The following is a 26,735-nucleotide window of genomic DNA, read 5'->3' on the forward strand; positions in this document are numbered from 1 at the left end:
AAGCACGGTTCGGGGAGAGGACTGCACAAACCTACCCTAGAAATAAGGAAAGGCGGTGCTTTCCTACTCTACTATGTAGGAAATAATCAGATGTATCACGCTGGCGACCCGATAGGCTACGCTGATTTGAACAACAGCTACTGGCAACAGCACCTTATCGGGGCTGGCAGAATTAAGCAATAGAAAGAAAGGAATGGAAATATCATGTTTAAGAAGAAAGAAAAACCGATAAAGGAAAAGAAAATCCGCACGATGAAAGTGGGGACACATAAGAAGTCCATCATTGCCCTCTGGGTGGTGCTTATCGCAAGCGTGAGCTTTGGTGTCTATAAGGATTTCACGGCTATCGACCAGCACACCACCCATGAGACAGAAACCATACAGCTCCGCTTGAATGACACCAACGGCATAGAAAATTTCGTCAAGAACTTTGCGAAGTCCTATTACACATGGAGCAACAATAAAGAAGCAATCGAAGCAAGGACACAGGCTATCAGTGCCTATCTGACACAGGAATTGCAGGAATTGAATGTTGATACGGTAAGGACGGATATACCGACCAGCTCAACGGTCACGGACGTACTTATCTGGGACGTGGAACAGTCTGGGGAGAACGCTTTTACGGTTGCCTACGAAGTAGATCAGCAGATAAAAGAGGGCGACCAGACAAGGGACGTATCAGAAACCTATACTGTAAAAGTCCATGTGGACTCTGACGGGGATATGGTGATTATCCAGAACCCGACCCTTGCCCCAGCTATGGAAAAATCTAGCTACGAACCAAAGGCACAGGAAGCCGACAACAGCGTGGATGCTGATACTGTGAATGACGCTACGGCGTTTCTGGAAACATTCTTCAAGCTGTACCCTACCGCAACGGATAAGGAGCTTGCCTACTATGTAGAGGGGAATGCCCTCGAACCGATAAATGGGGACTACCTCTATTCCGAGCTTGTCAATCCTGTATTTATGGCTGACGGCGATAATGTGAAAGTAAGCATTGCGGTGAAATTCATTGATAATCAGACAAAAGCAATGCAGATATCACAGTATGAGCTGACACTTCATAAGGATAGCAATTGGAAGATTTTAGGATAAATATTTGCATGGAAAGTTTGCTTGACATTTGCCGTTTGTGGTAGTATCATAGAATTAGAAAAAGGAAAGCAAACTTTCCATACAGTTGAGAAAGAGGTATGTTGTGAAAAATCGTTTAGAAGAATTACGAAAACAAAGAGGTATTAAACAAGAAGATTTAGCTACTGCTCTTGAAGTATCTCGTCAAACAATAGGCTCTTTAGAAAATGGTCGCTACAATCCTTCCATTATATTAGCCTTTAAGATTGCAAGATATTTTGATATGAGCATAGAAGAAATATTTATTTATGAGGAGGATTGATTATGAAAAAAGGTTCATTGATTTTAATGATAATTGCTGGAATGTTTATTTGGCTGGGAGGATTACTAACATACGGTTTGGGAGTAAATGACATAATACCTGTTCCACGTCCTGACTTAATCGTAGTAGGTACATCCCTCATTGGAATTTCATTGATTGTATCTGGTGCCTGCGATTTATTTGGCAAGAAAACTAAAGAAATGCAAATTGAAGAAAATGATGAGAGAAATATCGCACTTGGTAATGCAACTATGGCAAGTGGGTTCAAAGCAATGAATGTCACGATTTCTGTAGCCCTTTTTGCTTTAATATTTACCGGATATATGACAGTAGTTCCTTGTTTCACTATTATTGGAGCATTTACAATTGGACAAATCGTATTTATTATACGTCTTTGGCATTTACACAAGACCATGTAATTTCTAGCAAGTATAATCAGTCTGTCTCACTGGCTTTTAAAATTGCAAGATATTTGTATTTACGAGGAGGATGTTAAAATGAAAGAAAAAAATATGATTTGGTATTTGGGTTATGTAATTTCAATTATTTTGGTCTTAATTATTTTCTTAACTGATTTTCCTAAAATGGTAGACATTGGATTAGCGTTACTCTTTACGGCGATATTTTCCATTTCCCATACACAGCTTTTCCATAACAAAATGATGAAAAGAGATACAGATTATAAAATAAATGTTATGGATGAACGTAATATTTCAATTAAAGAAAAGGCAGGAAATGTGACAAATATGGTTAATACCACATTATTAGGTTTATCAACCATTATATTTATTTGCTTAGATTATTTAATTCCAGCAATTATTACTGGAGTAATTATCGCAGTGCAACCGATTATTTTGATTATAGTCAGCAATATGATTGAGAAAAAAATGTGAAATGAGGGTAAATAGATAAAACTTTAGTTATTTAGTTATATAGAGGAGGATAAATTAAATGAAGAAAAAATTACCGTTTATCATTGAGATTATTCTAGGTATAGTTCTTATATGCTTTGGATATTTCATTATTGATACTGACTATTACTCTACACTTTTTTTAGCAATAGGAGTCGGTTTAGCGTCTGCTTCATGTGTTCAATTATTAAAAATTTGTTATTATGAAATGCCAAATAATAAAGAAAAATTGGAGAGTATAGATAGAGAAAATCATATCAATAGTGTTGATGAAAGAAAAATATTTTTAAGAATGAAAGCAGGTTCTTTAGTGTATCAGTTAATGACTTTCGTGTACTTGTTTGTTGCCTTTGTACTTGCGTTACTTCATGTAGAAGCGTGGGTTATAGGAATTGTTTTTGGTTTATTCTTACTGCAAACTTTTTTAGGAATTATTCTATATAGACATTTTGAAAGAACATTTTAAAACGTATTGTAACTTGATATGAGGAATAATTATGATAGGACTAAAAAAACGAGATATAAAAAAAGCATTGAAAGCAGGTGCAAAGGCTGGGGGTATGTCAGTAGCTGATGTTCGGGCAAATATTGAAGCGATGGTTAATGAAGCTATGAATAGTACCGACCCAGAAGTGCAGGCGAACTTCAAGCGATACTTTGGAAACAAAACGCCTACACCAGAGGAATATATCTATACGATTACAAAAAAGACGATTTAACAAAGTCATGGTGTTATAAAGGGACTTGACGAATGGGGCAGATTTAATATTCTATATTATCTTCAAGCCTTATTTAATAGCACACGAACAATTGAATATGGCATTGACTTAGCTCGTACAAAGTATCTGTTTGTGCGGGCTTTTTTAGTTCCAGAGAAAAAGTTTTACTATTTTTTCAAACCACGCAACAAATCACACCTCACCGTACAGATATGGTGCGGAAAGGGGGATAAGCACTTTTCACGTCATAACGGAAAGGGGGTGTGATTGATGAAACCGTCAGACTTCCAAAAGACGATACAGTGTCAGTTTGACTGCAAGCTCAAGCGAGTGGTCAGAGGAGTAGTCCGAAACTACCGCAAAGAGCTGGGACGACGTAGAAAAAGAGAAATTTCATTTTGCGAACTTCCCGAAATCGTCATTGAAAAATTGTCCGTCTGGGATGAATACGAGGGAGATTATACCGCTTTTCATGTATGCGGTATCGAAATCCGTGTGCTTGATGATGAACTTGCACAAGCCCTCAAAGGTCTGCCAGAAAGAGAAAGAGATATTGTGTTGATGTATTTCTTCTTGGGTATGAGCGATACAGAAATCGGAAAAGAGTTTAATATTGACCGTACTTCATCGTATCGTTCCAGAAGAAAATCACTTGATACTATCAGAAAAAAGTTAAAGGAGAAAACGCAGAATGAATAAAGCACACCCGTCATTTTATCTTATCTCAAATGCTGTTGACGGCAATGCAGGTGCGATTGAAAAACTACTAGAGTTTTACGAACCGTACATATCGAAATGCTGTCTGCGTCCATTCTACGACGAATATGGAAATGTCTGCATTGTTGTGGATATGGAACTCAAGGGACGTATCAGAGAAGCTCTCTTGAAGATGATTTGTGAATTTGAGATAGACGAACCAAACAAATAGCAGATACAGGCAGGGCATGATTTGTTAAACTCTCCCTTTCCTGTCCTGCCCTCTGCTTTTACACATGAGAGCCTGTGTAGGCTTTCGCCACTGTTCTTTGACAACTGAATAAAGCAGACAGATACGTTTGTGATACAGCGAGCCACGGGGACTGTACGCCATGACCTTTTCCAAAGAAAGCGAGCGACCCATGCAGTGATCCGAGAGCGACCTTTGGAAAAGTCGTCCCGCCATGACCTGTATTCACAGGATAATGATACGCCCGCATGGTGCGGTTCTGCCCACAAGAATGGGAATGGCTGAAATGCCAGTGGAGCTTTTCCAAAGCCGTCTGTCTGCTTGGGATTTACAAGCAAGGGGGTTTTTATATGGAGAAAAGACTAATTCGATATAGTATGCAAATTGCCATGTTGAACCAACTTCTTGCCCGTAAAATGATTTCTGAGAAAGAATATGCTTTAGTAAAATCAAAACTTATGCGAGATTATAAAATTGTTTCAGACATAACCGCTTGAATTGTATATTTGAAAATTGTATAATAATAATACAATAGGAACACAAAATGCAAATATTAAAGGAAGTGGTTATGTGAAAGAAGTAGAAGTAATCAAAGCAAGGAACGACTTGCAAACTCGTACAAGAGGAAAAACGATTGAACTTATGCGTGTTGGTGCATATTGCAGAGTTAGTACAGATAGTGCAGACCAGCTTAACAGCTATAAATCACAAGTGGCTTATTATACAGATTTGATTAAAAAGAATAAAGAGTGGGTACTTGCAGATATATATGCAGATGAAGCAATCACAGGTACGCAGGTAACGAAACGAGAAGATTTTCAGCGTATGATAAATGATTGCATGAATGGAGGAATAGATATGGTTATTACAAAATCTATTTCAAGATTTGCAAGGAATACACTGGACACTTTAAAATATGTTCGTATGTTAAAGGAGCGTAATATAGCAGTCTATTTTGAAGATGAAAAAATCAATACTTTAACTATGGACGGTGAGTTGCTCTTAGTTGTACTTAGTTCTGTAGCACAGCAGGAAGTTGAAAATATCTCTGCAAATGTTAAAAAAGGTTTGAAAATGAAAATGAAACGGGGAGAGTTGGTTGGCTTTCAAGGTTGTCTAGGATATGATTATCACAAAGACACAAAGACAATTACAGTGAATGAAGAAGAAGCGGAAATAGTTCGTTATATTTTTAATCGATATATTGAGGGTGCTGGCGGTTCTGTTATTGCACATGAACTTGAAAATTTAGGATATAAAACAAAATATGGGAGTTCTACATGGGTGCAGTCAACGGTTCTTGGCATTATTAAGAACGAGAAATATAAGGGCGATTTATTGCTAGGAAAAACATTCACTGTTGACCCGATTTCAAAGCGAAGATTAGAGAACTTCGGAGAAGAAGATAAATTTTATATTCGCAATCATCACGAACCGATTATTAGTGAAGAGGTTTTTGAAAAAGCACAAGAAATTCTTGCCAGAAGAAATGTAAATAGAGGAAAGATTGGAGAGGGTAATACAAAAAGAGAGAAATATAGTAGGAAATATGCTTTCAGTTGCTTGCTAGAATGTGGTTTTTGTGGCGGTACTTTAACAAGACGTAACTGGCACAGCAGTTCGCAATACAGCAAGGTTATATGGCAATGTGTAACAGCTACGAAGAAAGGGAAAAAATTCTGTAAGCATAGCAAAGGTATTCCAGAAACAGCTATTGAAGAAGCATTTGTAGAAAGTTATCGCTTATTATGTGGTGATAATAAAGATGTTCTGGAAGAATTTTTGCAGAGAATGGAAGATACTCTTAGTAGTAGTGTGGTGTCAAAACAACTTGATAAAGCAGAAAAAGAGATAGACGCATTAGAGAAGAAAAAGAGTAAACTTGTGGATATGCGTCTGGAAGAAATTATTGATAAGGAAACCTACGAAAACAAATATGCTGATTTAGTAAGCAAACAAGAACAGCTTATTGAAGAAAGAAAAAAATTACAAGAAACTTCTGATAATGAAAAGGACATCAAAAAACGTCTGAAAGAGTTTAAGAAAACTTTGGAGCAGAATGAAGTCCTTGATAAATTTGACCGATATGTGTTTGAAAGCATTGTTGAAAAAGTAATTGTAGGTGGACTTGATGAAAATGGAAATGTAGACCCTGCACAGTTGACATTCGTGTATAAAACAGGCTTGAAGAACAGCGTAGATGGTGCTAAATTTAAACCACAAAGAAAAAATGCAAGAGGACGACATAGAACTGCTGAATTGTGTTCACATGACAGTAACGAGGTTGATGGAATGTGTTCCAATAGTAGTAACGACACATGTTGAGACAGTCGCTCTGCTGACGAAAAAAGCCCAGTAAATCAAAGGTTTGAGCCGATTCAAAGAGAAAATGTTGCTGTATTTCTCGTGAAATATGTTTGGTAAGACGGCTTGTTTTCTGGGGTGGGGTTCAAAGATAATTTGCTGAAATGGAGTTTCGCTAAATTGTATGGGTTTCGCTAAAATGTTTGAGTTTCGCTAAAAGGTTTAGTGTTTTGCTAAAGCATACAGATAAAAAATGTACAGTCAGGGTATCAGTAGGAGCGTCTGTTACCCTGGCTGTTTTTGATTTGACATCATCACTGCTAATGGAGAATTCAGAAACCACGTTTGACGTGGGAAATGACTTGACATTCCACATTGGACGTGGTATTTTGTAAGCGTAAACGGAAGAGTTTGCAAGGAGGTTAGATGATGAAATTTGGGCTGTTTTCTGAATTGTATGATGAGGCAAAAAGTTGTGAGAACGTGGATGTATTCATAGAACGCCGTGAGGATGATATGGAACTAAAGAAAACACCAGATGATAACATTGTGCTGTTGCTGCGGTTTATATACGATGCTGCTCATATGGGCATTAGAGATATTCGGGAATATTTGGGAATGCTCCGTCCGCAGTTCTGTGAGCAGTATGAGATAAAAATGAGAACACTGGAAGATTGGGAATACGGGAAAAATCCGGTACCGCAGCGTTTGCTTAAGCTGTTGTCATATACTCTTGTAGAGGATTTCCTGAGCTAATGCAATATTTTAAGGTCGGTGTGAGGTGATTCAATAATGAGTGAAAAACTTAACTTTAGATATGCAGAAAGAAAAGATACTTCATTAATCCTAAGTTTTATTAAAGAGCTGGCAGCCTATGAAAAAATGCTGGATGAGGTTGTTGCTGATGAGAAAACACTGGAAGAGTGGATTTTTGACAGAGAAAAAGCGGAGGTTATTTTTGCGGTTGCAGATGGCAAAGAAATCGGGTTTGCTCTTTTCTTCCATAACTTTTCCACATTTCTTGGCAGAGCCGGGATCTATTTAGAAGACTTATTTGTACGGCCAGAGTATAGGGGAAAAGGATATGGTAAAGCCATATTAAAGAAGCTGGCAGCAATTGCAGTTGAGCGTGGCTGTGGACGATTGGAATGGTGGTGCCTGGATTGGAATAAGCCGAGTATTGACTTTTATTTGTCCCTTGGCGCAGAACCAATGTCTGATTGGACCGTGTACCGTATTACTGGTGCCACGCTTTCAGAACTTGCTAAGTGATACAGCTTCTTTTTGAATACAGAGTTGAATGGAGTTTTAGATAACAGACCGGGAGGTGGAATAGAGAATGAACAACGATTTAGAACGATTTCTGATTGCGCAGCAAACTTATTACCGGACCGCTCTGCAGGAGATAAAGTCCGGGCAGAAGAGGAGCCATTGGATGTGGTTTATCTTTCCACAGATTGCGGGACTTGGCTACAGTGAGACTGCCCAGTATTATGCAATCAAGGATATGGATGAAGCGAAAGCATATATGGAAGATTACACACTTAGCAGTAATCTCATTGAAATCTCGCAGGCATTACTGGATGTGGATTCCGATGACGCAACCGCTGTGATGGGATGGCCAGATGATCTGAAACTGAAATCCTCCATGACTTTATTTGCCTTGGCAAAACCGGAGTGTGAAGTATTTCAGAAGGTGCTGGACAAATTCTTTCAGGGAGAAATGGACCAGAAAACAATAGAAATTTTACAGGACAAAAAGCTTGGAACTATGTGGTAAATAGAAACCGCATGGTTCCAGGCTTTTTTAGTAAATAAACCTATTATGTATTGATGATTATTGGCGTATCGTCTCACTGGCTTGCGTACCACAAATTGATACAATGCACCCTTTGGGCGTTGAGGGTGCATTTTTAACGATTACCCATGCTCAAAAAACGATAGGGTGCATTGGGGCGAGAATGGGGGATTTTTGCTTGAGAAAGTTCGGGATAGAATGGCTTGTTATAATAAAGAGAACTGCTGGAAAAAGTCTTTACACTATGCTATACTGGCGATACGAGTTAAAATAAACTAAAGTTTATGAGGTGAACTGAAATATGTTATGGCTTGTAATGGCAGTTTTATCTGCTCTTTTCGCAGGTTTGACGGCTATTCTGGCAAAGTGTGGAATCAAGAAAACGGACTCTGATGTAGCCACGGCTTTGCGAACGATCGTCGTTTTGATATTTTCGTGGATCATGGTGTTCATCGTGGGATCTGCAAATTCGATTACCCAGATAGAAACGAAATCATTGATTTTTCTTGTGCTGTCCGGTATGGCTACGGCGGCATCATGGATATGTTACTTTAAAGCATTGTCTATGGGGGATGTAAATAAGATTGTACCTATCGACAAATCAGGCACTATATTGAGTATTCTTCTGGCGATTGTTCTTTTGGGTGAAACAAACCATCTGCCTGCAAAGCTTACCGGTACAGTGCTGCTGGCGACAGGGGTATTCCTGATGATTGAGAAGAAGTCTGCCGGAAATACTGAAATCAGACGAACCTGGCTTCCTTATGCTGTCGCCTCCGCTGTGTTTGCCGCATTGACTTCGATCCTCGCAAAAGTTGGAATTACTGGCGTTGAATCTAACCTTGGAACCGCTATCAGGACAGGCATCGTTTTGGTTATGGCGTGGGGAATTGTATTTGCGAAAGGTAAGCAAAGTGAGTTAAAAGCAGTTGATAAAAAAGAACTCTTATTTATAGCTTTATCGGGATTGGCAACAGGAGCATCATGGCTGTGCTATTACTATGCTATTCAAAACGGAATTGTCAGCGTTGTTGTTCCGATTGATAAGATGAGTATTTTGGTTTCGATAGCTTTTTCATATGTAGTCTTTCATGAAAAACTCAGCAAAAAAGCATTCATTGGTCTATTGCTAATGGTATCAGGAACAATGGTAATGGCCGTTTGGGCGTAGCATTTGTCTTGGAAAAACCGAAGCATGAAGTATTCCAGAGTGTGCCGAACGAGTTTTGGCATGGGGAAGGGATCTGAAAACGATAAAGATTTTACGGGATAAACAGCCTGGATTTATGTGGTAAAATAAAAGCCGCATGATTCCAGGCTGTTTCTTTTGATAAAATCTCTGTTACCTGGTTTCAAGTAAAAACACAGAATAAAAGACACGCATAATATTCCCTTGACATGAAGAGAGAAGTTTAGTATGATTATTTCAAAAATGAACTATTTAAAAATAGAATAATCAAGGAGGTGTTTGCGTTGAATGCGAGCATAGATTTTGCTCTGAAAGTTTCGCTGGCCTATAGTAAGAAATGTAAGCCATTATGTCAGGAGCTTGGTCTGCCTCAGACGGCATTTGATATTTTGATGTTTCTTGCGAATAATCCGGAATATAAAACGGCAAGTGATATCGTTGAAGTCAGAAAAATTAAGGCGAACCTGGTTTCTGTGAATGTTGAAAAACTAGTGCAGGAGGGATATCTGAAACGTGAAACGGTAAAAGGTGACAGAAGAAAAACGCATTTGATATGCACAGATAAGGCACAGTCGGTTATCTATAAAGGGAGAATGGTACAGGAATCTTTTTTTGAGCTGCTGTTTGAGAATACGGACGAAGAAGCAAAAAAGAGCTTTTTTGAGGTAATGGATCTGATGGGTAAAAATCTGGATAAAATTTTGGATGGAGGCGATTGACGTGGAGTTACTGATAACAACTATTGTAACTTTTTTTGCGGGTATGGGCGCCGGCTTGGGAACTGGTTTTGCCGGAATGAGCGCGGCCGCCGTCATCAGTCCCATGCTGATTACATTTCTTGGCATCGAGCCATATATGGCGGTGGGAATTGCCCTTTCCTCTGATGTGCTTGCAAGCGCCATATCCGCTTATACATATGGAAAAAACAAAAACCTTGATATCAAAAATGGCTTGATCATGATGGCAAGCGTACTGGTATTTACCGTGGTGGGAAGTTATGTTTCTAGTTTAGTCCCATCTACAGCAATGGGGAATGTTTCTGTGTTTATGACTTTGTTGCTGGGTATAAAATTTATTGTGAAGCCGGTTATGACAACAAAAGAGGCTATGATGGATGTCTCTGCAAAGAAAAGGGCTATTCAATCCATTTTCTGTGGTGTTCTGATTGGATTTATCTGTGGATTTGTCGGAGCGGGCGGCGGTATGATGATGCTTTTAATACTAACATCTGTTCTTGGATATGAGTTGAAAACCGCTGTAGGAACCAGTGTTTTTATCATGACCTTCACGGCGCTTACGGGAGCGGTTTCTCACTTCGCCATAGGTGGCAGGCCGGATCTGCTTGTTTGGATCTCCTGTATAGTATTTACTCTCTTTTGGGCGAGGGTTGCTGCTGTATTTGCAAATAAGGCAGAGCCAAAAACTTTAAACAGGGCGACGGGAATTATTCTTGTCATATTAGGAGCAGTAGTGCTTTTGTTTTCGGCGCTCACCTAAAAAATACCTGTTATTCTTAAAATGACTGGGTAGCTCCCAGAGCAGATAATGCAACTTCCAGTGAGTGTTTCCCCGATGCTTGAGATGAAAATTCCAGGCACGGGGAACTTTTTAATTTTGTCTGCCTGATTTGCACATCTCACGAGGGCAAAAGTAAAAAGTGGTACACGGTGCAAACGGGACCGAAATATCCACATGATGACAAACAAACTTATTAATATAGACCAATAAAGTTATCTTTCATGACAACGAATAATAAGAAATCTATGGTAACATCCTACCCGTAGTGGTAAATTATTCTACAGGAAAGGGTGCGAATCATGGAAAACGAAATATATGAAAAAGACTACGGAGAGGAATTCCGGGAACGAAGTGATAAGTCAGAGGGAAAGGACTTTCTGGATACATTAATGGAAGTTGGATTCTTTCAGAGGTATCAAGAGGAAATGAATAAAATCCCAAAGCGTGTGGTTCCCAAAGAAAAAGCGGATTACGAATATCTGCTTGGGGAGTGCGATGCATATGTGAGGCAATTCGGAGGAAGAATCCGGGGCGAGGTAGATTACCAGAAATGGCAGGCGACCATAGATTTGTATCAGTCACATTTTGAGTTCTGTGACAGGGAGGCACTGACGCTGCTAAAAGAAATTGCAGAACGGGCGGAGAATGTAACGTTTTCAATTAAGGACGGGCTGTTGCGGATGACCATATTCATTGGATATTTTGATGAGGTGTATTAAGGATGAGGGCATCTGTCAGTATTGATAATGACTGGCGGGTGCTTTTTTTTCATGAAGATATGGTATGCTGTAAGAAATCAATTAGCCGGAGGTACGGAGCTATGGACAATCGGCGGAATTTACTGGATTATGAGACGATCAAGGGAGCTGTCCACAGTGAAAGAGAAGCAGCCGGATGGAAGTGTGAGAATTTATGTGGATGAGGATTTGAAACAGAAGATAGCATTGAAGCTGCTGGAGGAGATACCAAATTTTCCGTTGGAGGAAACGGAGAGGGTAGCGAAAGAGGAAACGGAGGGTCTTTGAAACACACCCATCCTGGGTTCTTTCCCAATCCGCAATCTACGAAGCGGTCTGGAAGAAGCCGGAAGATAAGTGTCAGGCTGCAGTAGTAAATGTGATGGGTAGCATTAGAAGGAAGATCGGGGGTGGCATATAGAGACTGTGGTTGGCAGCGGATATCGGTTTGTGGGGTGGGAATAGAGACAGAGATAGTTTTATGGAGTTATCTCTGCGTTTTTTAGAAATATAACTTGGATATACTCTCTATCAGAGTTAACATAGAAAAAGAGGAAATTTTCCTGTTGTAACATTTCACGGACATTTGCCTGTTATACTATCTGCAAAAAGCAAAGGAAGTGAGGATATGAAGCAGATTTTAATTGTCGAGGACGACAGTTTTTTGAATAAGATGTTAGCCTATAATCTGACTGCGGACGGTTACGGCGTGACTTCTGCCCTAAATTCCAGAACCGCAGCCGAAGCCATCCGCCAGCGGGAATTTGATCTGGTGCTGCTGGACATCAACCTGCCGGACGGGAACGGTTTTGAGCTGTGCAAGCTGATAAAGCCCCAGCACCCGGACACCATTGTGATTTTCCTGACCGCCAACGATCAGGAGAGCGACCAGATACGGGGCTATGAAGTGGGCGCAGTGGACTACATCACAAAGCCCTTTGTGATCGGGGCCTTGCAGCGGAAAATCAAAGCCATGTTCGCCATGCTGGAACACCACAAACCGGCCAAGGATATTTACGACGACGGGCGGCTGTTTCTGGACTTCTCGGAGCAGACGGCTTCCCTGAACGGAAAGCCCCTGACCCTATCCCCGATGGAGTACAAAATGCTGAACCTGTTCCGTAAAAATCCCCGGCAAGTGCTGACCCGTGGGCAGCTTTTGGAAAAGCTGTGGGATATAGACGAGAAGTTTGTGGATGAACACACACTGACAACCTCCATCAGCCGGATTCGCAGCAAGATTGAATCCGACGGCGGCGCACCCTACATCAAGACGGTTTACGGCATGGGCTATCAATGGACGGGAGGCGAGGCAAAATGAAGTTTAAGAACCTCTCGGTAAAGCGGCTGTTTGGTCGGGTGGCACTGGGGCTTGTCCTCTCCATGTCCGGGATCACCATAGTCCTGTTTCTTGCGACAAAACAGATGGCGGTACTGCTGACGGGCGGGGCGCTGCTGCTGTGCGCCCTTGTGGGGATTTTTGTACTGACGCAGGCGTTTGGAAAGCGGCTGTCGCAGTTTACCGCTGACCTGTGCCAGACTTTAGACCACATGATTGCCGGGAATAAAGCACCAAAACGCCCGGAGGACAGCGAAACCCAGCTCGCCAGAATCGGCCATCGGCTGGCAAGACTCTATCAGATTATGCAGGAGAACCGCCGCCGGGTAGACGAGGAACGGCAGGAGTTGCAGACCCTTGTATCGGATATTTCCCATCAGGTAAAAACGCCGGTAAGCAATCTGAAAATGGCAACGGACACCCTGCTGGAAAAGCCTATGACCGAGGCGGAACGCACCGACTTTATCCGGGGAATCCGCACCCAGACGGATAAGTTGGACTTTCTCTTTCAGGCTCTTGTGAAAACCTCACGGCTGGAAACGGGCGTGATCCAGTTGGATAAGAAACCAGGCCGCCTCTTTGATACCGTGGCGCAGGCCATGAGTGGGATCGTGTATGCGGCAGAGAAAAAAGAAATCGTCGTGTCCGTGAACTGCCCGGAAGATCTGAACCTCTCCCATGACAGCAAGTGGACATCCGAAGCACTCTTTAACCTGCTGGATAATGCGGTGAAGTATACCCCAGCAGGCGGGAACATTTCGGTGTCCGTGATACCGTGGGAAATGTATGTGGAAATCAAAGTGGGCGACACCGGCAAAGGCATTTCCGAAAGCAATCAGGCTGCTATCTTCCGACGCTTCTACCGGGAGGAAGAAGTACACGACCAGCAGGGCGTGGGCATTGGCCTGTATTTGGCCCGCGAGATCGTAACACGGCAGGGCGGCTATATCAAAGTGGTTTCGGAGCTGGGACAGGGTTCGGAATTTTCCATTATGCTACCGGCAAAATAAAAGTAAACGAGCGAGGTGTTTCTATTATGAATGAACGAGAAAAAACGATCCGCCTGTGGTTTGATATGTGGCTTTATCAGAAAGATATGGGCATTGATGATATTTTTACAGAAGATGTCCTCTATACAGAAAGTTGGTGTCCCCAGTATAGCAATCGTAAAACAGTAAAGCATTGGTTTCAGGAGTGGAATACCCGTGGAAAGGTGGTAGTTTGGGAAATCAAGCAATTCTTTCATAAAGAAAATCAAACGATTGTAGAATGGTATTTCAAAAATAAAATGAACAATGGGGATATAGAGGAATTTGACGGCATTTCTTTGGTTGAATGGACAGAGGACAATAAAATAAAAGCATTAAAAGAGTTTGGGTGTAACCGCAATACTTATAATCCCTATCAAGAAAGCGACATCCCTCAATTTAGAAATCAAAAGGCGAATTGGTTTTAGAAGTGTATGAAGTTCTATACAATTCGGAGAGGCTTGTGTTTTCTAAAAAAGTTCAAAAATGAAAAGGAGAATGAATATGGAAATGAGCTATACAAAAATTGATTTGAATGAGTGGAGCAGAGGAAAGCTATTTAAGAGCTACATTGAAAATATGCGTATTGTTATGAGCTTAACCGTGGAGATTGATGTGACAAATCTGATTGAATTTTCAAAGAGAAATAATCTAAAATTTTATCCGTCTATGATATGGATTGTATCAAAAGTTGTTAATACACATGATGAGTTCAAATATAGCTGGAACGATACTGGTGATCTAATAAAATGGAATTTTATTAGTCCGTCATATACAGAATTTCATAAAGAAGATGAAAACTTCACAAAATTAGTCACGGAATTTTCTGATGATATATTTGAATTTTCTGAGCGTTTCATGGTTGACAAAGAAAAACATGAATCGGATCGTGCTTTTGTGGAAAACCAGCCCTTGAACTTTTTTGATGTATCCTGTTTACCATGGGTAAAATATAGCCACTTTGATGTTCATGTTTTTGATGAGGGTAAATTTCTTGCACCAGTCATTACCTGGGGAAAATATGAAATGTCACATGGCAGGTACATGATGCCGCTTACTATGAACATTCATCATGCTGTAGCAGATGGGTTTCATTTGTGTAGATTTTTTAATGAGGTACAAGAACTGATAAATACACTTGAAGGAGGTAATAAAGATGTATTGGACTGAATTAGTCGAAGAAATTACCGTTGAAAATGTAACAGAGAAAATCAATGCAAAAATAGAAGAAATGGAAAAGAAAAGCTATCAGCTTGTCACAATGTCATTTTGGGGAACAGAAAGAGCCGTATTAGTTTTCAAAAAGGGGCTGAAAGGCAGCTTGCTATGAAGCGTTATTGTTTTTCAATTTCAGTAAAATAGAACGCGGCGGACGGCCATTCCCGGCTGCCCGCCGTAAATTTTTTTGAAATGTCCGAGCGTTGTAACATTTCACCCCGATTTTCAATGAAATTTTTTGGCCGCTGTAACATTTCGCGGACATTTGGGTTTTACAATGACCTTATCAACAGGCAGAAAGCCTTGAAAGGAGTTTTGAGTATGAGCGTTTTACAGACGATTGATCTGAAAAAGTATTACGGCACAGAGCCGAACTTTACCCGCGCCCTTGATGGCGTAAACTTCTCTGTGGAGGACGGCGAATTTGTGGCCGTTGTGGGAACCTCCGGCAGCGGCAAATCCACCCTGCTTCACATGATGGGTGGACTGGACGCCCCCACCAGTGGAACCGTGATCGTCCGGGGCGAAGAACTGGCAAAGAAGAACGACGAACAGCTTACCATTTTCCGCCGCCGCAACATCGGCTTTATCTTCCAGAACTATAACCTTGTTCCGATCCTGAATGTGTATGAGAACATCGTCCTGCCGGTGGAGCTGGACGGGGACACGGTGGATCAGAAGTTTTTAGACGAGATCGTTCACCTTCTGGGGCTGGAAAATAAACTGAAAAATATGCCGAATAATCTTTCCGGCGGCCAGCAGCAGCGTGTGGCGATTGCCCGCGCCCTGATAACCAAACCGGCTATTGTGCTGGCCGACGAGCCGACCGGCAACCTTGACAGCAAGACCAGCGCCGAGGTGCTAGGGCTTATCAAGCGTACCAGCGCGGAGTTCCGCCAGACCGTTGTCATGATTACTCACAATAACGACATTGCCCGCCTTGCAGATCGGATTGTCCGCATTGAGGACGGCAAGATTGTGGAATAAGGAGGTGGTAGACTATGACATGGCCTTTTGAAAATGATACCAGCACCATTGTCAAGAAGCTGGCGAACAGGAGTATTCAGGCGGACAAACGGCGTAATGTGTTTATCATCGTGACGATTGCCCTTGCCGCCTGTCTTATGACAACGCTTGCATTATATACATTTGGTAAATCTTATGAAGCGAAAACATTTTTGCAGGGACGTTATCAGGCGGCAGTAATTGGAATTGATCCGCAAATGGTAACAATCCTATCTAATGATGCAAATATTGAAATGGCAGGTATGGAAGTTGCTTTAGACAGTTTTCGTATTGAGGATTATACTCTGAATATCAACTATCGGGATAGCAACGACTTATATCTCCGTTCCATTGAGATGAATGGGCGGCTGCCAGAAACAGAAAATGAGGTTGCGGTTTCTTCTTCATTTCTGGAACATACCGGGTATAGTGTGTCCTTAAATGAGAAAATCGTATTGCCATTAAAAAATGGCGAGACAGAATATATTGTTTGCGGTATCATCAATGATGATGGCAGTAACCGAAACTATCAAATTCTGGTGTCTGATGCGTTTTTAAAATCCTACTATGCAGGATCTATCCCGTATGTGGGTATTTTTCGCATTATGGCAAGTGAACATTTCAGCCATGAGGAGTTAAAAACAACTATCTGTAGTTGCCTTGGCAACTATGGGATAGAAGAAAATCAGATAGCATTTAGTTCCTCGTATTTTGATACTGCTGATAATTCATCGAGAGATATGCTCATTGTGCTGGCCATAAGCGTTTTGATTGTTATAGCCTGCTCAATGGTAATTTATAGCCTGTTCTATATCTCAGTTATAGGAAAAATTAAAGAATATGGACGTTTTCAGGTAATCGGCATGACAAAAAAGCAAATCAAAAAAATGATATGGAAAGAAAGCCGAAAACTTTCACTTCTGTCCATTCCTGCCGGATGTGTACTCGGATGTGTACTTGGATATGCCCTTGTTCCCAAAGGCTGGTACTGGCCCAACAGTATCATGGGCATACTGGGGGTAACAGTAATTACTGAGCTTGCAGTTATGATATCTATTAACAAACCCGTAAAAATTGCGGCTTCGGTTTCCCCTATAGAGGCAATTCGGATTACTACTACAACAGACACAGCAAAAGAAATGACAACAAAAAAACTGGTACGCAATCTTTCCCCTATGAATTTGGCAAAACTCAATTTTATGAGGAACCGCAAAAAGGTTGTTATGACTTTAATTTCTCTTGGATTTACCGGAATACTCTTGATGTGTGGGGCAACATATTTTTGCTCTGTGGATGAAAATAAAATTGCACGGCAGATGTTCGGTGAAAAAGAAATCACCATTTCATTATCTCCGAATGATAATAGCACGCAGCAAATTTCTCGTGTTACATCGATGACACATTTGCAAGAGAACAATCCTTTATCTGATGAACTTGTCAATGAACTGCTAAAGTGTAAAGAAATTACAGAAATAAAAGAGGTACAAGGCGTATATGCTGCTATTTTTCTGCCCGGAAATGCTGGTACCGAGAGCAGCATGGATGAAATGATCGGTGCATTATCCCGGGAACAGATAGCTAATCATAATTCATGCCTTTTGAGCGGAACAATGGACTATAATACTCTGGTAGAGGGATATGGTATTTTAGTAGATGATAACGAGAATAATCTTGCCAAATTTTACGGATACGATTTGAAGCTGGGCGATCAGATAGAAATTTTATCTGATATGGGAGAAAAGATTACCTTTACAATAGCCGGAACTGTGGACTTTGGAAATGAGTATAATGGTAATTTGTTTTTTTTACCAACGGATCTGATAAAAGTGTTACGCAGTAAAGTAACTAATTTCAATACACAGCTTTCCATCAGAACAGATTTACAGGAGCTTCCTCTGGCAGAGCAGTTTGTATTTGATACGCTAAGTGGGAAGCAGGATTTGGTAATTGAGAGTTATACCGATGTCCTGGCATTTGCACAAAAAAGTCTGAAGGCATATACAGCACCGATTTATGGTCTTGTCATATTTATCGGGCTATTTGGTATTATAAATCTTATCAATACACTTATGACAAATTTAATATCAAGGCAGCAGGAGTTTGGGGTACTTCAATCTATCGGTCTAACCGGAAAACAGCTTGCAAAGATGTTGCAAATAGAAAGCCTTTACTATGTTTTTGGAACAATGATAATTACTTTGACCGTTGGGACTGTTTCGGGATACTGTCTGTGCTTGCTGTTCGATCAAATTGGCGTTTTTGGAAAGTTGCACTATACATTTCCGATTGTTCAGATAATTATTTTTTTCGTCGCACTTTTTGCTGTTGCTATGGGATATTCCCTTTTGGCAATCCGTTACTGTAAAAAGCAATCGCTTGTAGACCGTATCAAAACAATGGAATAAATTTGTTTATACCGGTGGGACGGCACTCGTCGTCCCAATAATAACTGAATAAATGAAAGACAGGAATGATATCGCCCTTTCTGCCGTACTCTAGCCGCGGAGAAGGAATCCATACCCGCTGGGCATCGCAGAAGAATGGTTACAAGGCGAACATTTTTGAGGGACAGCCATATGCGAAACAGGTGGGAAAATTCATGGTTATATGGTACAATGAAGAACAATGACAGATTTGAAGTTGCAGGAGGGAAACTCCATGAATATGATTGGTAAACTACAAGACAAGAATCATACAGCGGCATATAAATTTCTTTTAGAACTTGAAGCTGCGTCAGTGGAATCAGGTGAGTTGTATGGTGATTTTGAAAAATTTCTTAAATCTGGAAAAATATAAGGACAGTATGCGTCCGCTTATTGAAGAATTGAGAAAAGCATTTGTGGAGGCAAATGAAATGGGAAGAGAATATAAAAGATTAAGTGAAAATGAACTTGCGAAGTGCGTTTTTTGTGACATTATTGCACATAAATCGAAAGCAAAGATTGTCCATGAGACAAACAAGGTAGTAGCATTCCTGGATATAGATCCAATTTCAGCTGGACATATACTTGTTGTGCCAAAAATACATACAGATTCTATAACCAAGGTTCCACAAGAATATCTGATCGAAGTAATTGAGACAGCAAGAAGAATTGTGGAAGTTTTTGAGAATGATTATAAGCATTTAGGGTATAGTATAATGCAAAATGGTGGGGAATGCTGTGATTTCGGACATTTTCATCTTCATGTATTTCCAAGAGTAAAAGACGATGGATTTGGATGGACTAATCCTAAAAAAGGGGACAATACACAGATGAAATTGCCGCTGATTTGAAAGAAAAGATAGATAGAATTATTAGTAGTTAAATCTGAGTTGTGAGGGATAAATATGAGATATGGTTCAGTTTATTTAATTGTGAGAGACTTTGATAATTGCGGCGGAGATGGCTTTTATTATAAAATTGGATATGAAGATGGAATTCATTGGCTGCATTTTAGAAAACGATAAGTTTAACTGACCTACTATTCAGGAAGAAGAGTAGAGAACATATAAAAATGGAATTTGCGGGAGGTACTTTAATGAATAAAATAACTTGTATATGTTTGGGCGTAAGAAGTATGGAGAAAGCAATAAAATTTTACCGGGATGGTTTAGGTTATAAAACGGATTGCCAGGAAGACAATCCATATGTATGCTTTTTCGATACGCCGGGAACAAAATTTGAATTGTTTCCCCTGGAGTTGTTAGCAAAAGATATAAATGGGGATAATCCGCCACAAATTGGAAACGGATTTGGTGGTATTACATTAACATATAATGTGGAACATAAGGATGACGTTGATAAGATCATTGAATTGGTTCGAACTGCAGGAGGAACAATTGTAAAAAAACCGCAGGATGTATTTTGGGGAGGCTATCACGCATACTTTACAGATCTGGATGGATATTACTGGGAAGTTGCGTGGGGACCTGATTTTAAGTACGATGAAAAAGGTATGCTGCAATTTTAATTTCCAGTTTATCTATTCAATCCTCTATAAACCCTGTATTTTCAAGGCTTATCGCCTATTAAATGTTCAAACCTTATGTATTTTCCCTTGTTTTTGCCCTTATGAGCCGAAACAAGGGAAATTTTTTATTCTCCGCCGATTACCTTATCCAGCAGTCTTGCGGAAGTACGCTTCGCTTCCCTTGTAGCGTGAGCGTAAATGTTCATTGTGGTACTGACATCAGCGTGTCCGAGAAGTTCCTGCACATCTTTAGGTGCTGCACCGTTTGAAAGCAGATTGCTTGTATAGGTGTGCCTGAGCATATGGAAGTGGAAGTCCTCCAATCCCTCCACCTTTTTTCTTGCTGTCCTGCACATAATCCCCACCGTACTCGGTGCTTCAAATGCCCCGTCAGGTCTAAGGCAGACAAAGGATAATTCCTTGTACCCCTCTGGGACTTCCTCCGGCCTCGGCAGACTGTAAACCTCATAATAGGTGCGGTCTTTTTCTTTGACCTCCAAATAGTAATTAAGGCTGTACAGTTCCCCATATCGGAAACGGTTTTTGTGCTGTTCTGTTTTCGCAGATTTCAGGATTGCGGCAAGCGTATCGCAGAAGTCTACGGTGCGGATTTTTTTACGCTTTGTTGCCCCTATTTCTGTTTTGTGCCTTGCCCCGTTGTAACGCATACTGCGGCGTACTGTCAAATATTGTTCTTCAAGGTTGATGTCCTGCCAAGTCAGACCGCAGACCTCTCCAATACGCAAGCCTGTATAATAGGCTATCTGTATAGGAAGGAGTGCAGGGTTGTTTTTCTTTTTCAGGAAGTCCTCTAACCTCTGATACTGTTCGTAGCTGAGCGTTGGTGTGGAAGTTGTTTCCCCACCCTCGTCCGAGAACAGTTCATATTCTTCTTTCTTTCCCCGCCATACCACATACTGCATCGGGTTAAAGGTTATCAGCCTTTTCGGGAATACCGCAAAACGGAACGCCCCTTGTAAAACTGCCGAAAACAATCGGAGATACCCTTTGCTGAGTGCCTTTGCGGTTGTGCCGTCAGGATTTGTACCGCCAAAGCTGAGAAAGTCTATATACGCCTGTAAATGGTCGGCGGTTACGGTTTTCAGCTTTCGGTTTCCTATCGGGTGCTGTTTGATACGGTTGACCGTTCCCTGATAGGACATTACCGTTCCATTGCTGAGACTGCCGGGTTTCAGTTCTTCCTCCACCCACAGATCGAGCAGCATACCAACCGTGATGTTTTCAGACTTCGCAACGAATTTCTTTTCCTCATAGTCAGCGATTGCTTTTCTGAGCAGGGCTTCTGTTTCAGACTTGCTTTCTGTTCCCACAAACTCTTTCTGTGCTTTTCTGCCGCTTTCATCTTCGATATAGAAGCGTGCGTACCACTTTTTACCTTTTTTTCTTACAGAACCTTTTGCCATAGATAAATTTCCCCTTTCTATCCGTGGCAATCGGGACTGTGACATATGGTGTGCGTAAAGTAATAAGGTTACTTATGCCGATGAGTGTCAGTCATCGTTTTCACTTGTCAAAGAGCCACGGAATTTTTCTTTTTCAGCAACCCTTTCTTCGGCTGCTGTCGCTATCCCGAACAGGTCGCCCATCTTTACAGCGGTGCGTCCCTCATCGTAGATATGTAAAATCCCGTCTAAAAACTGTTTCATATCCTCGATAGGAAGTTCCATTTCTTTACGGTAAACCCTTTCCATAATCGCCCCTGACTCAATCGCATAGCGGCGTAAGGACTGCTTTAAGCCTTCGTCCCCCGCTACACGGTCAACCTCAGCCATAGCGTCTGCAAAGTGATAAGCCATGACCGTATAGAGGTCAATCATCTTTCCGAGGAATGTCGTGAGCAGTTGTTGGTGCGGTTCTCCCTTTACCACGGAAGAAACCGTATCAAGATATTTTTTGATATGTTCCTCCATATCCCTTGCACATAAAGTGCGGCTGCCATATTCCTTATCTTCGGAAAGTCCTGTCAGCCATTCGGGAGTGGTCAGGAGTGCTTCTGCCAGCCCGTTGATAATCATTGTGCGTTTCGGGTCTACTCCGTCCGCTTCATATCTTTGAATGGTAGACTTGTTTACCCCGACACGCTTACCAAGTTCGGGCATTGTTAAGTTTAATTCTGTTCGGCGTTCTTTTACTCGTTCACCGACCTGTTTTGCGGTGAATGTAATTTCTTTTTTCAAGGTTTTCACCTCCTATTGCTGATAGTATAGCATAGTAAAACCTATTTTGCAACTATAAATTTAATAATAGGCAAAAACATTTCTTAATAAGTTGCAAAACGAGTTGACAAGAGATAGCAAAATAAGTACAATTACAGATACATAGTTGCAAAATGCGTATTTTGAAAGGAGGTTAATAAAATGAGCAACATCAAAATGGGTTTAACCATAGAAGAAGCAGCAGAATGTACGGGTATCGGAAGAAATACAATGCGTAAGTTGGTAGACTGGGGCAAGTTGCCTGTCCTCAAGGTCGGCAGAAAAGCGATTATCCGCAGGGATACTTTAGAGCGATTTATGAGCGTCAATCAGGGAAGAAACCTGCTCAATGAAAACGATGTCCGCAAAGTAGAATAAGCATTCTCCAAGCCCTCGGCGTTTGAGAGCGAAATACACCCCTCGCACAAATCTTCGATTTGTACTCTGGGTATTTCGCCCTTGCAGGGGGCACTGTATCACAGCTTCGGACAAAGCACCGCCGCTATGATACAGAAGAAAACAGCCCGCTGTTTTCTTCGCTGTCCGTCTGCTTACGCCGCCGAGACAGCGGCAACCGATTTATCGGTTGCAAAAAGAGTATGCCCGTCACGGGAGGAAGGAGTATATGGCAAGACATTCATTTATAAAGATGTCGAAGCTACCCAATGTCAAGGGAAGAATATCCTATATCACAAGCCACGCAAGACAGGAAAATCTCTATGCCACCTACCGCACCGCCGACAATGAATTTTGGAGTAACCTTGCAAGGGAAAGTCGGCAGGAATTTAAGCGAAGCGGAACAGAGGGCAAATGTATTGAAGCAAGGGAATTGATAATTGCTCTGCCCGAAATTTATACAAGATATGAGCCGCAGGAAGTCCTTGAAGATTTTACGGAGGAGTTCCGCAGGCGGTATGGCGTGGAGTGCGTGTCAGCCCTCCACCACAACAAACGCAAAACAAACTATCATATCCACCTTATCTTCAGCGAAAGAAAACTGCTTCCTGAACCTGACATCAAGAGAGCCACACGCAGCGTGTTCTATGATGAAACAGGCAAAAGGGTACGCACCAAGAAAGAAATCACGGGGGAGGACGGACAGATACGAAAAGACTGCACCGTCATAAAAAAGGGCGAGGTTTACGAAAGCCACCTCTTTACCGTGAAAGATGATAAATTCAAAAGCGAGCCTTTTCTTCGGGAAGTAAAGGAGATTTACACCGACCTTATCAATCGGCATATCTCCGATCCCGAACAGCAGTTAAAGGTATTTGATAAGAACAGCGTTTATCTTCCCACCAAGAAAATCGGCAAGAACAATCCCAAAGCCGGCGAGATTGAAGCGGACAACACCGCAAGGCAGGAATGGAACAGGACAGCGGATATGGCGTTGTTATCGGGTATTTCCGAAGCAAAGATATTAGAAATCAAGCAGACCGAGATACACGAAAAAGCAAGTCAGTCAATCAAGAGCAAAGGCTGGCTACCTAATCTGTTCCGTGGGATTGTGGCAAAGGCAAAAGATTTTCTGCAAAGCCTTATCAGGGAAAAGGATATGCCGCCCAAGCCTACACTTGATATTGATATGGCAGAGTTCCGTCATATGCGAAGCCTGATGATAAAAGCGCAGGAGGGGGCAAAGGAAATCCGTCATTTACAAGACGATATTCTTCCAAAACTGAGAGCGCAGCTTGCCGATACAAAAGGGATTTTCAAGGGCAAAGAGCGTAAAACGATTACCGAGCAGATACAGCAGACGGAAAAGAAAATCTCCGTTAAGCTGGATAAGCTGCCCGATATTCTGAAAGAGGACGATTATCCCGATGTGCAGGCGTTTATGCGTACTTTCCGAGAAATGGAAAGTGTTGTAGAACAATATAACCGTGACCTTGCCGAATGGGAACGTCAAGTCAGCAGGAAACCGACAGTCACCGCTAAGGCACAGTACAGACCGCCCGAAAAGCAAAGCGTGTTAAAACATCTGCGTGAGATACAGGAACGCAATAAGCAGAAACCGCCCCAAAGACAGCGTAAAAAATCCTTTGACAGAGATAGCCGATAGGCATTCAAAAACCGCCATGTATGGTGTTATCCATAGCGGCGGTATACATAATTATTTACTGTCTGCAAGTGTAATTTTCATATCCTGAACATTGATGATTGTTTCCTGCTTACATTTCGGACAGTAGAGAGGAAAGTTTTTTAATTCCGTATCTTCCCGTATCATAGTACGGGTTTTATTGCCGCATACAGGGCAATATATCCATTCTGAAATAATAGTTGGCATATAATATCATCACCGCCTATCATTATTTTCATATTCATCAAATTGTTTTGTTTTTTTTCAATATCCACAGTGCGTAACTTAAGCTAATAATACATAATACTGCACTTGAAATAATATGAAACTTCATTGAAGAATTTTCAACAGCAAAAACGCTCGAAGAATTTACAAAACTATGTGCAATAATACACGGTAAAAGGCTCTTTCCTTTGTAAAAAATAATTGTAAAAAGAAAACCTATTGCGATTGCATAACAAACTTGTAAGAGTGTAGGTATTAAATCTTTTCCGTTCAGTAAGTTTATAATATGTCCAATTCCAAAAGTAACACTTGAGATAACAATCGCCAACTTTACATTGTCATTGTATAATGCTTTGAACAGAAATCCACGAAAAATAATTTCTTCAATGAATCCAACGCAGAGCATACTTAAAATATATAACACAGTTTCTAAAACAGACAGCTTCATCGTAACGCCATTCCATAGGTTAATACTCATAATTAGAAGTAGCGGAGTAAAATATAAGAAATTTCTAAGGCTTCCATTAAAAGAACACAGACCGTATTTTTCTTTTAAGTTGTGTTTACTCACAAAAACTAAAAGAAGCAATGTAAAAACTATAGCAACGGGTGCAGCAATTATTTTTTCAGTGCCAAGCGAAGCAGAAAAGCTGTCAGCAACACTAAACAAAACAACATAGGAAACAATCCAAACCAATGAGAAATTTAATTCATTTTTCTTATATAAACGATACATTATAATCCTCCTTTTAATGAATAAACTGTTCCGTCAAATACCAAGTCTAAATCAGATATAATCGTCTGTTCGTCATAGGCCATTTCGTTATTTGCAAACATACTTGCATATCCGTGTGCAATCAGGAATAATGAACGGAAAATGGTTTTCGCCTGTTCTGTATTGACCTCTACTTCTTTACTCAGTATAGCTATAATAGGCTGTAATTCTTCAGAATTTATCAACTCAGAAATATTTTTTCCTATAAACTCATTTGTTTGAAATAGAAACCGAAACAAATTTTTTTCTGTTTCAGCAAAGCGTATATAATTCAGTCCAATATCTTTCATCGGATTTTCACTCTGAATATTAGTTATATATTCGGAATGATACTCATCTGCCTTAACATATACAGTTTTTTTCAATTCCTCTATTGTTTTAAAATGATACATAACAGGTTGAGTGGAACAGCCTAATTTTTTTGATACAGCTCGTGCATTGATATTTTCTGCTCCCTCACTTCGTGCTATCTCAAATGCTGCATCTATAATCATCTCTTTTGTAATTTTCACCTTTGGTGGCATATTTTTCACCTCTCTGTCATTTTATAATTATTGTTATATAACATAAATTATAATAAGAGGAGAGATTTTTGTCAAGTTTTGTAACGAAAATATAGTAAAAATAAGCGACAGAGAATTTACTCCCTGCCGCCTTGTCTACTTATGCGAATATAATTTCCCTCTCCACAATCTCCATAGCACAAGCCCGAATGTTATTCATCTGTCCAACCCATTCTAAGGCATTTTTCGCCTTTAGGCGTTCCGTGATACCCTGTGCCTGCTTCATCTGTTCTACAAGTCTTTCAAAGCGTTTCTCCGCCTGTTTATCGACATCCGCAAGATAAGCATTCAACTTGCCACTTGTGAGTAGCGTGGCGTAAAACGCCCTCTTATGTTCCTGTAAATATCGTTTGTGTCGCTGCCCCCATAAACCGATAGGTTTGTTTTCTTTTTCGGCTGGTAAGGTCAGGCAAGGGATATAATAATCTCTTTGCAGTTCATACCAAAGACCATTGCTTTCATCATAAATATACTTGTTCATTAAAAAATCCTCCACTATAATATATTCGCACATATGTCACAGTTCTCCGATTGCCACACTCTGTTATATCTTGTTATGGGATTTTCTTTCCCTTGATTTTGCCCTTATAAGCAGTCAGGGAAAGAGTAAACTTGTGTGAAATCATATAAAGGGATAAGGCGAACACATTGCGATAAATCCTTTATTTTCAAGGCTTTTGGAGGATTTTATTGATAGACTATAACCTCTGCTAAGAGGCTATAAAATTGTGTTATTCAAATTCTTTAGGTTAGAATCGATGATGGGGTAAACGAAAAAGCAGTTTTGGCATTCCAGTGAACTGCCCCTTCGTTT

36 protein-coding genes and 1 pseudogene are annotated in these 26,735 nt (G+C 40.7%); 31 read left to right on the forward strand and 6 right to left on the reverse strand.

Annotation, left to right across the window (positions count from 1 at the left end; translation table 11 throughout):
* From NSA57_RS16610 to NSA57_RS16750, 29 genes and pseudogenes are all read left to right on the forward strand, one after another.
* A pseudogene (locus NSA57_RS16610) lies at positions 1-183 on the forward strand (hypothetical protein); the annotation flags it as partial.
* Between the two features lie 21 nt (positions 184-204).
* Entirely contained in the window at positions 205-1,098 is an 894-nt protein-coding gene (locus NSA57_RS16615) for a conjugal transfer protein (RefSeq protein WP_257465493.1), read from the forward strand.
* Between the two features lie 103 nt (positions 1,099-1,201).
* Entirely contained in the window at positions 1,202-1,399 is a 198-nt protein-coding gene (locus tag NSA57_RS16620) for a helix-turn-helix transcriptional regulator (protein ID WP_021401141.1), read from the forward strand.
* Between the two features lie 2 nt (positions 1,400-1,401).
* Complete coding sequence (locus NSA57_RS16625) at positions 1,402-1,818, forward strand: hypothetical protein (RefSeq protein ID WP_257465494.1); 417 nt, start codon at positions 1,402-1,404, stop codon at positions 1,816-1,818.
* Positions 1,819-1,896: 78 nt separating this feature from the next.
* Positions 1,897-2,292, forward strand: a complete 396-nt coding sequence (locus NSA57_RS16630; RefSeq protein WP_021400957.1) for a hypothetical protein — start codon at positions 1,897-1,899, stop codon at positions 2,290-2,292.
* Between the two features lie 58 nt (positions 2,293-2,350).
* Positions 2,351-2,776 (forward strand): hypothetical protein, encoded by a 426-nt coding sequence (locus NSA57_RS16635; protein WP_021401102.1) that lies wholly within the window; start codon positions 2,351-2,353, stop codon positions 2,774-2,776.
* Positions 2,777-2,807: 31 nt separating this feature from the next.
* Complete coding sequence (locus tag NSA57_RS16640; RefSeq protein WP_021401092.1) at positions 2,808-3,029, forward strand: hypothetical protein; 222 nt, start codon at positions 2,808-2,810, stop codon at positions 3,027-3,029.
* A gap of 270 nt (positions 3,030-3,299) precedes the next feature.
* A complete protein-coding gene (locus NSA57_RS16645; protein WP_032507262.1) occupies positions 3,300-3,728 on the forward strand; it encodes an RNA polymerase sigma factor in 429 nt (142 codons plus the stop codon).
* Positions 3,721-3,957 (forward strand): helix-turn-helix domain-containing protein, encoded by a 237-nt coding sequence (locus NSA57_RS16650; RefSeq protein ID WP_032507263.1) that lies wholly within the window; start codon positions 3,721-3,723, stop codon positions 3,955-3,957. The genes NSA57_RS16645 and NSA57_RS16650 overlap by 8 nt, the downstream gene beginning before the upstream one ends.
* A 368-nt stretch (positions 3,958-4,325) precedes the next feature.
* Positions 4,326-4,472: an SHOCT domain-containing protein gene (locus NSA57_RS16655; protein ID WP_021424986.1), complete on the forward strand. Its 147-nt coding sequence runs from the start codon at positions 4,326-4,328 to the stop codon at positions 4,470-4,472.
* Positions 4,473-4,545: 73 nt separating this feature from the next.
* Positions 4,546-6,300 carry a recombinase family protein gene (locus NSA57_RS16660; RefSeq protein WP_257465495.1) on the forward strand — a complete coding sequence of 585 codons (1,755 nt, stop codon included), beginning with the start codon at positions 4,546-4,548 and terminating at the stop codon, positions 6,298-6,300.
* Positions 6,301-6,705: 405 nt separating this feature from the next.
* Complete coding sequence (locus tag NSA57_RS16665; RefSeq protein ID WP_257465496.1) at positions 6,706-7,035, forward strand: helix-turn-helix domain-containing protein; 330 nt, start codon at positions 6,706-6,708, stop codon at positions 7,033-7,035.
* Positions 7,036-7,071: 36 nt separating this feature from the next.
* Positions 7,072-7,551 carry a GNAT family N-acetyltransferase gene (locus NSA57_RS16670; RefSeq protein ID WP_257465497.1) on the forward strand — a complete coding sequence of 160 codons (480 nt, stop codon included), beginning with the start codon at positions 7,072-7,074 and terminating at the stop codon, positions 7,549-7,551.
* A gap of 67 nt (positions 7,552-7,618) precedes the next feature.
* Complete coding sequence (locus NSA57_RS16675; protein ID WP_257465498.1) at positions 7,619-8,059, forward strand: DUF1810 domain-containing protein; 441 nt, start codon at positions 7,619-7,621, stop codon at positions 8,057-8,059.
* A gap of 319 nt (positions 8,060-8,378) precedes the next feature.
* Positions 8,379-9,248, forward strand: coding sequence for an EamA family transporter (locus tag NSA57_RS16680; protein ID WP_257465499.1), 870 nt, complete (start codon positions 8,379-8,381; stop codon positions 9,246-9,248).
* Positions 9,249-9,550: 302 nt separating this feature from the next.
* Positions 9,551-9,985 (forward strand): MarR family winged helix-turn-helix transcriptional regulator, encoded by a 435-nt coding sequence (locus NSA57_RS16685; RefSeq protein WP_257465500.1) that lies wholly within the window; start codon positions 9,551-9,553, stop codon positions 9,983-9,985.
* Between the two features lies 1 nt (position 9,986).
* Positions 9,987-10,763: a sulfite exporter TauE/SafE family protein gene (locus NSA57_RS16690; protein WP_257465501.1), complete on the forward strand. Its 777-nt coding sequence runs from the start codon at positions 9,987-9,989 to the stop codon at positions 10,761-10,763.
* Positions 10,764-11,083: 320 nt separating this feature from the next.
* Positions 11,084-11,503 carry a hypothetical protein gene (locus tag NSA57_RS16695; protein ID WP_257465503.1) on the forward strand — a complete coding sequence of 140 codons (420 nt, stop codon included), beginning with the start codon at positions 11,084-11,086 and terminating at the stop codon, positions 11,501-11,503.
* A 51-nt stretch (positions 11,504-11,554) separates the two neighbouring features.
* Positions 11,555-11,809, forward strand: a complete 255-nt coding sequence (locus tag NSA57_RS16700; protein WP_257465504.1) for a helix-turn-helix domain-containing protein — start codon at positions 11,555-11,557, stop codon at positions 11,807-11,809.
* Between the two features lie 340 nt (positions 11,810-12,149).
* A complete protein-coding gene (locus NSA57_RS16705; RefSeq protein ID WP_257465515.1) occupies positions 12,150-12,842 on the forward strand; it encodes a response regulator transcription factor in 693 nt (230 codons plus the stop codon).
* A complete protein-coding gene (locus NSA57_RS16710) occupies positions 12,839-13,870 on the forward strand; it encodes a sensor histidine kinase (RefSeq protein ID WP_257465505.1) in 1,032 nt (343 codons plus the stop codon). The genes NSA57_RS16705 and NSA57_RS16710 overlap by 4 nt, the downstream gene beginning before the upstream one ends.
* Before the next feature lie 26 nt (positions 13,871-13,896).
* The gene (locus tag NSA57_RS16715) at positions 13,897-14,316 is read left to right on the forward strand and encodes a nuclear transport factor 2 family protein (protein WP_257465506.1); all 420 of its coding nucleotides are present in this window, start codon (positions 13,897-13,899) and stop codon (positions 14,314-14,316) included.
* A 76-nt stretch (positions 14,317-14,392) separates the two neighbouring features.
* Positions 14,393-15,058, forward strand: a complete 666-nt coding sequence (locus NSA57_RS16720; RefSeq protein WP_257465507.1) for a CatA-like O-acetyltransferase — start codon at positions 14,393-14,395, stop codon at positions 15,056-15,058.
* Positions 15,045-15,218 carry a hypothetical protein gene (locus NSA57_RS16725; RefSeq protein WP_257465508.1) on the forward strand — a complete coding sequence of 58 codons (174 nt, stop codon included), beginning with the start codon at positions 15,045-15,047 and terminating at the stop codon, positions 15,216-15,218. Before NSA57_RS16720 ends, NSA57_RS16725 begins: the two co-directional genes overlap by 14 nt.
* Positions 15,219-15,427: 209 nt before the next feature.
* Positions 15,428-16,093 (forward strand): ABC transporter ATP-binding protein, encoded by a 666-nt coding sequence (locus tag NSA57_RS16730; RefSeq protein WP_257465509.1) that lies wholly within the window; start codon positions 15,428-15,430, stop codon positions 16,091-16,093.
* A gap of 98 nt (positions 16,094-16,191) precedes the next feature.
* Complete coding sequence (locus tag NSA57_RS16735) at positions 16,192-18,516, forward strand: ABC transporter permease (RefSeq protein ID WP_257465510.1); 2,325 nt, start codon at positions 16,192-16,194, stop codon at positions 18,514-18,516.
* A 253-nt stretch (positions 18,517-18,769) separates the two neighbouring features.
* Positions 18,770-18,907 carry a hypothetical protein gene (locus NSA57_RS16740; RefSeq protein WP_177957964.1) on the forward strand — a complete coding sequence of 46 codons (138 nt, stop codon included), beginning with the start codon at positions 18,770-18,772 and terminating at the stop codon, positions 18,905-18,907.
* Entirely contained in the window at positions 18,867-19,385 is a 519-nt protein-coding gene (locus NSA57_RS16745) for an HIT family protein (protein ID WP_177957965.1), read from the forward strand. The genes NSA57_RS16740 and NSA57_RS16745 overlap by 41 nt, the downstream gene beginning before the upstream one ends.
* Positions 19,386-19,630: 245 nt before the next feature.
* Positions 19,631-20,062: a VOC family protein gene (locus tag NSA57_RS16750; RefSeq protein ID WP_177957967.1), complete on the forward strand. Its 432-nt coding sequence runs from the start codon at positions 19,631-19,633 to the stop codon at positions 20,060-20,062.
* A 125-nt stretch (positions 20,063-20,187) separates the two neighbouring features.
* Here the strand turns inward: NSA57_RS16750 and NSA57_RS16755 are convergent, their stop codons facing one another.
* Positions 20,188-21,486 carry a tyrosine-type recombinase/integrase gene (locus tag NSA57_RS16755; RefSeq protein ID WP_257465511.1) on the reverse strand — a complete coding sequence of 433 codons (1,299 nt, stop codon included), beginning with the start codon at positions 21,484-21,486 and terminating at the stop codon, positions 20,188-20,190.
* Between the two features lie 87 nt (positions 21,487-21,573).
* Positions 21,574-22,260 carry a helix-turn-helix domain-containing protein gene (locus NSA57_RS16760; protein WP_257465512.1) on the reverse strand — a complete coding sequence of 229 codons (687 nt, stop codon included), beginning with the start codon at positions 22,258-22,260 and terminating at the stop codon, positions 21,574-21,576.
* A gap of 180 nt (positions 22,261-22,440) precedes the next feature.
* Between NSA57_RS16760 and NSA57_RS16765 the strand changes: the two genes are divergently transcribed.
* Positions 22,441-22,656 (forward strand): helix-turn-helix domain-containing protein, encoded by a 216-nt coding sequence (locus NSA57_RS16765; protein WP_004612412.1) that lies wholly within the window; start codon positions 22,441-22,443, stop codon positions 22,654-22,656.
* A gap of 247 nt (positions 22,657-22,903) precedes the next feature.
* Positions 22,904-24,340, forward strand: a complete 1,437-nt coding sequence (locus tag NSA57_RS16770; RefSeq protein ID WP_257465513.1) for a MobA/MobL family protein — start codon at positions 22,904-22,906, stop codon at positions 24,338-24,340.
* Positions 24,341-24,391: 51 nt separating this feature from the next.
* Here NSA57_RS16770 and NSA57_RS16775 read toward each other — a convergent pair whose 3' ends face one another.
* From NSA57_RS16775 to NSA57_RS16790, 4 genes are all read right to left on the reverse strand, one after another.
* Positions 24,392-24,565 (reverse strand): cysteine-rich KTR domain-containing protein, encoded by a 174-nt coding sequence (locus NSA57_RS16775; RefSeq protein WP_004612410.1) that lies wholly within the window; start codon positions 24,563-24,565, stop codon positions 24,392-24,394.
* 37 nt (positions 24,566-24,602) lie between these two features.
* Positions 24,603-25,319 (reverse strand): CPBP family intramembrane glutamic endopeptidase, encoded by a 717-nt coding sequence (locus NSA57_RS16780; RefSeq protein ID WP_257465514.1) that lies wholly within the window; start codon positions 25,317-25,319, stop codon positions 24,603-24,605.
* Positions 25,319-25,882 carry a TetR/AcrR family transcriptional regulator gene (locus tag NSA57_RS16785; protein ID WP_154433079.1) on the reverse strand — a complete coding sequence of 188 codons (564 nt, stop codon included), beginning with the start codon at positions 25,880-25,882 and terminating at the stop codon, positions 25,319-25,321. The genes NSA57_RS16780 and NSA57_RS16785 overlap by 1 nt, the downstream gene beginning before the upstream one ends.
* A 139-nt stretch (positions 25,883-26,021) precedes the next feature.
* Positions 26,022-26,402 carry a TnpV protein gene (locus tag NSA57_RS16790; protein WP_205839997.1) on the reverse strand — a complete coding sequence of 127 codons (381 nt, stop codon included), beginning with the start codon at positions 26,400-26,402 and terminating at the stop codon, positions 26,022-26,024.
* Positions 26,403-26,735: the final 333 nt, after the last annotated feature.

Origin of the sequence: Blautia caecimuris, from assembly GCF_024622975.1 — a bacterium.
In the GTDB taxonomy this organism is placed as follows: domain Bacteria; phylum Bacillota; class Clostridia; order Lachnospirales; family Lachnospiraceae; genus Blautia_A; species Blautia_A caecimuris.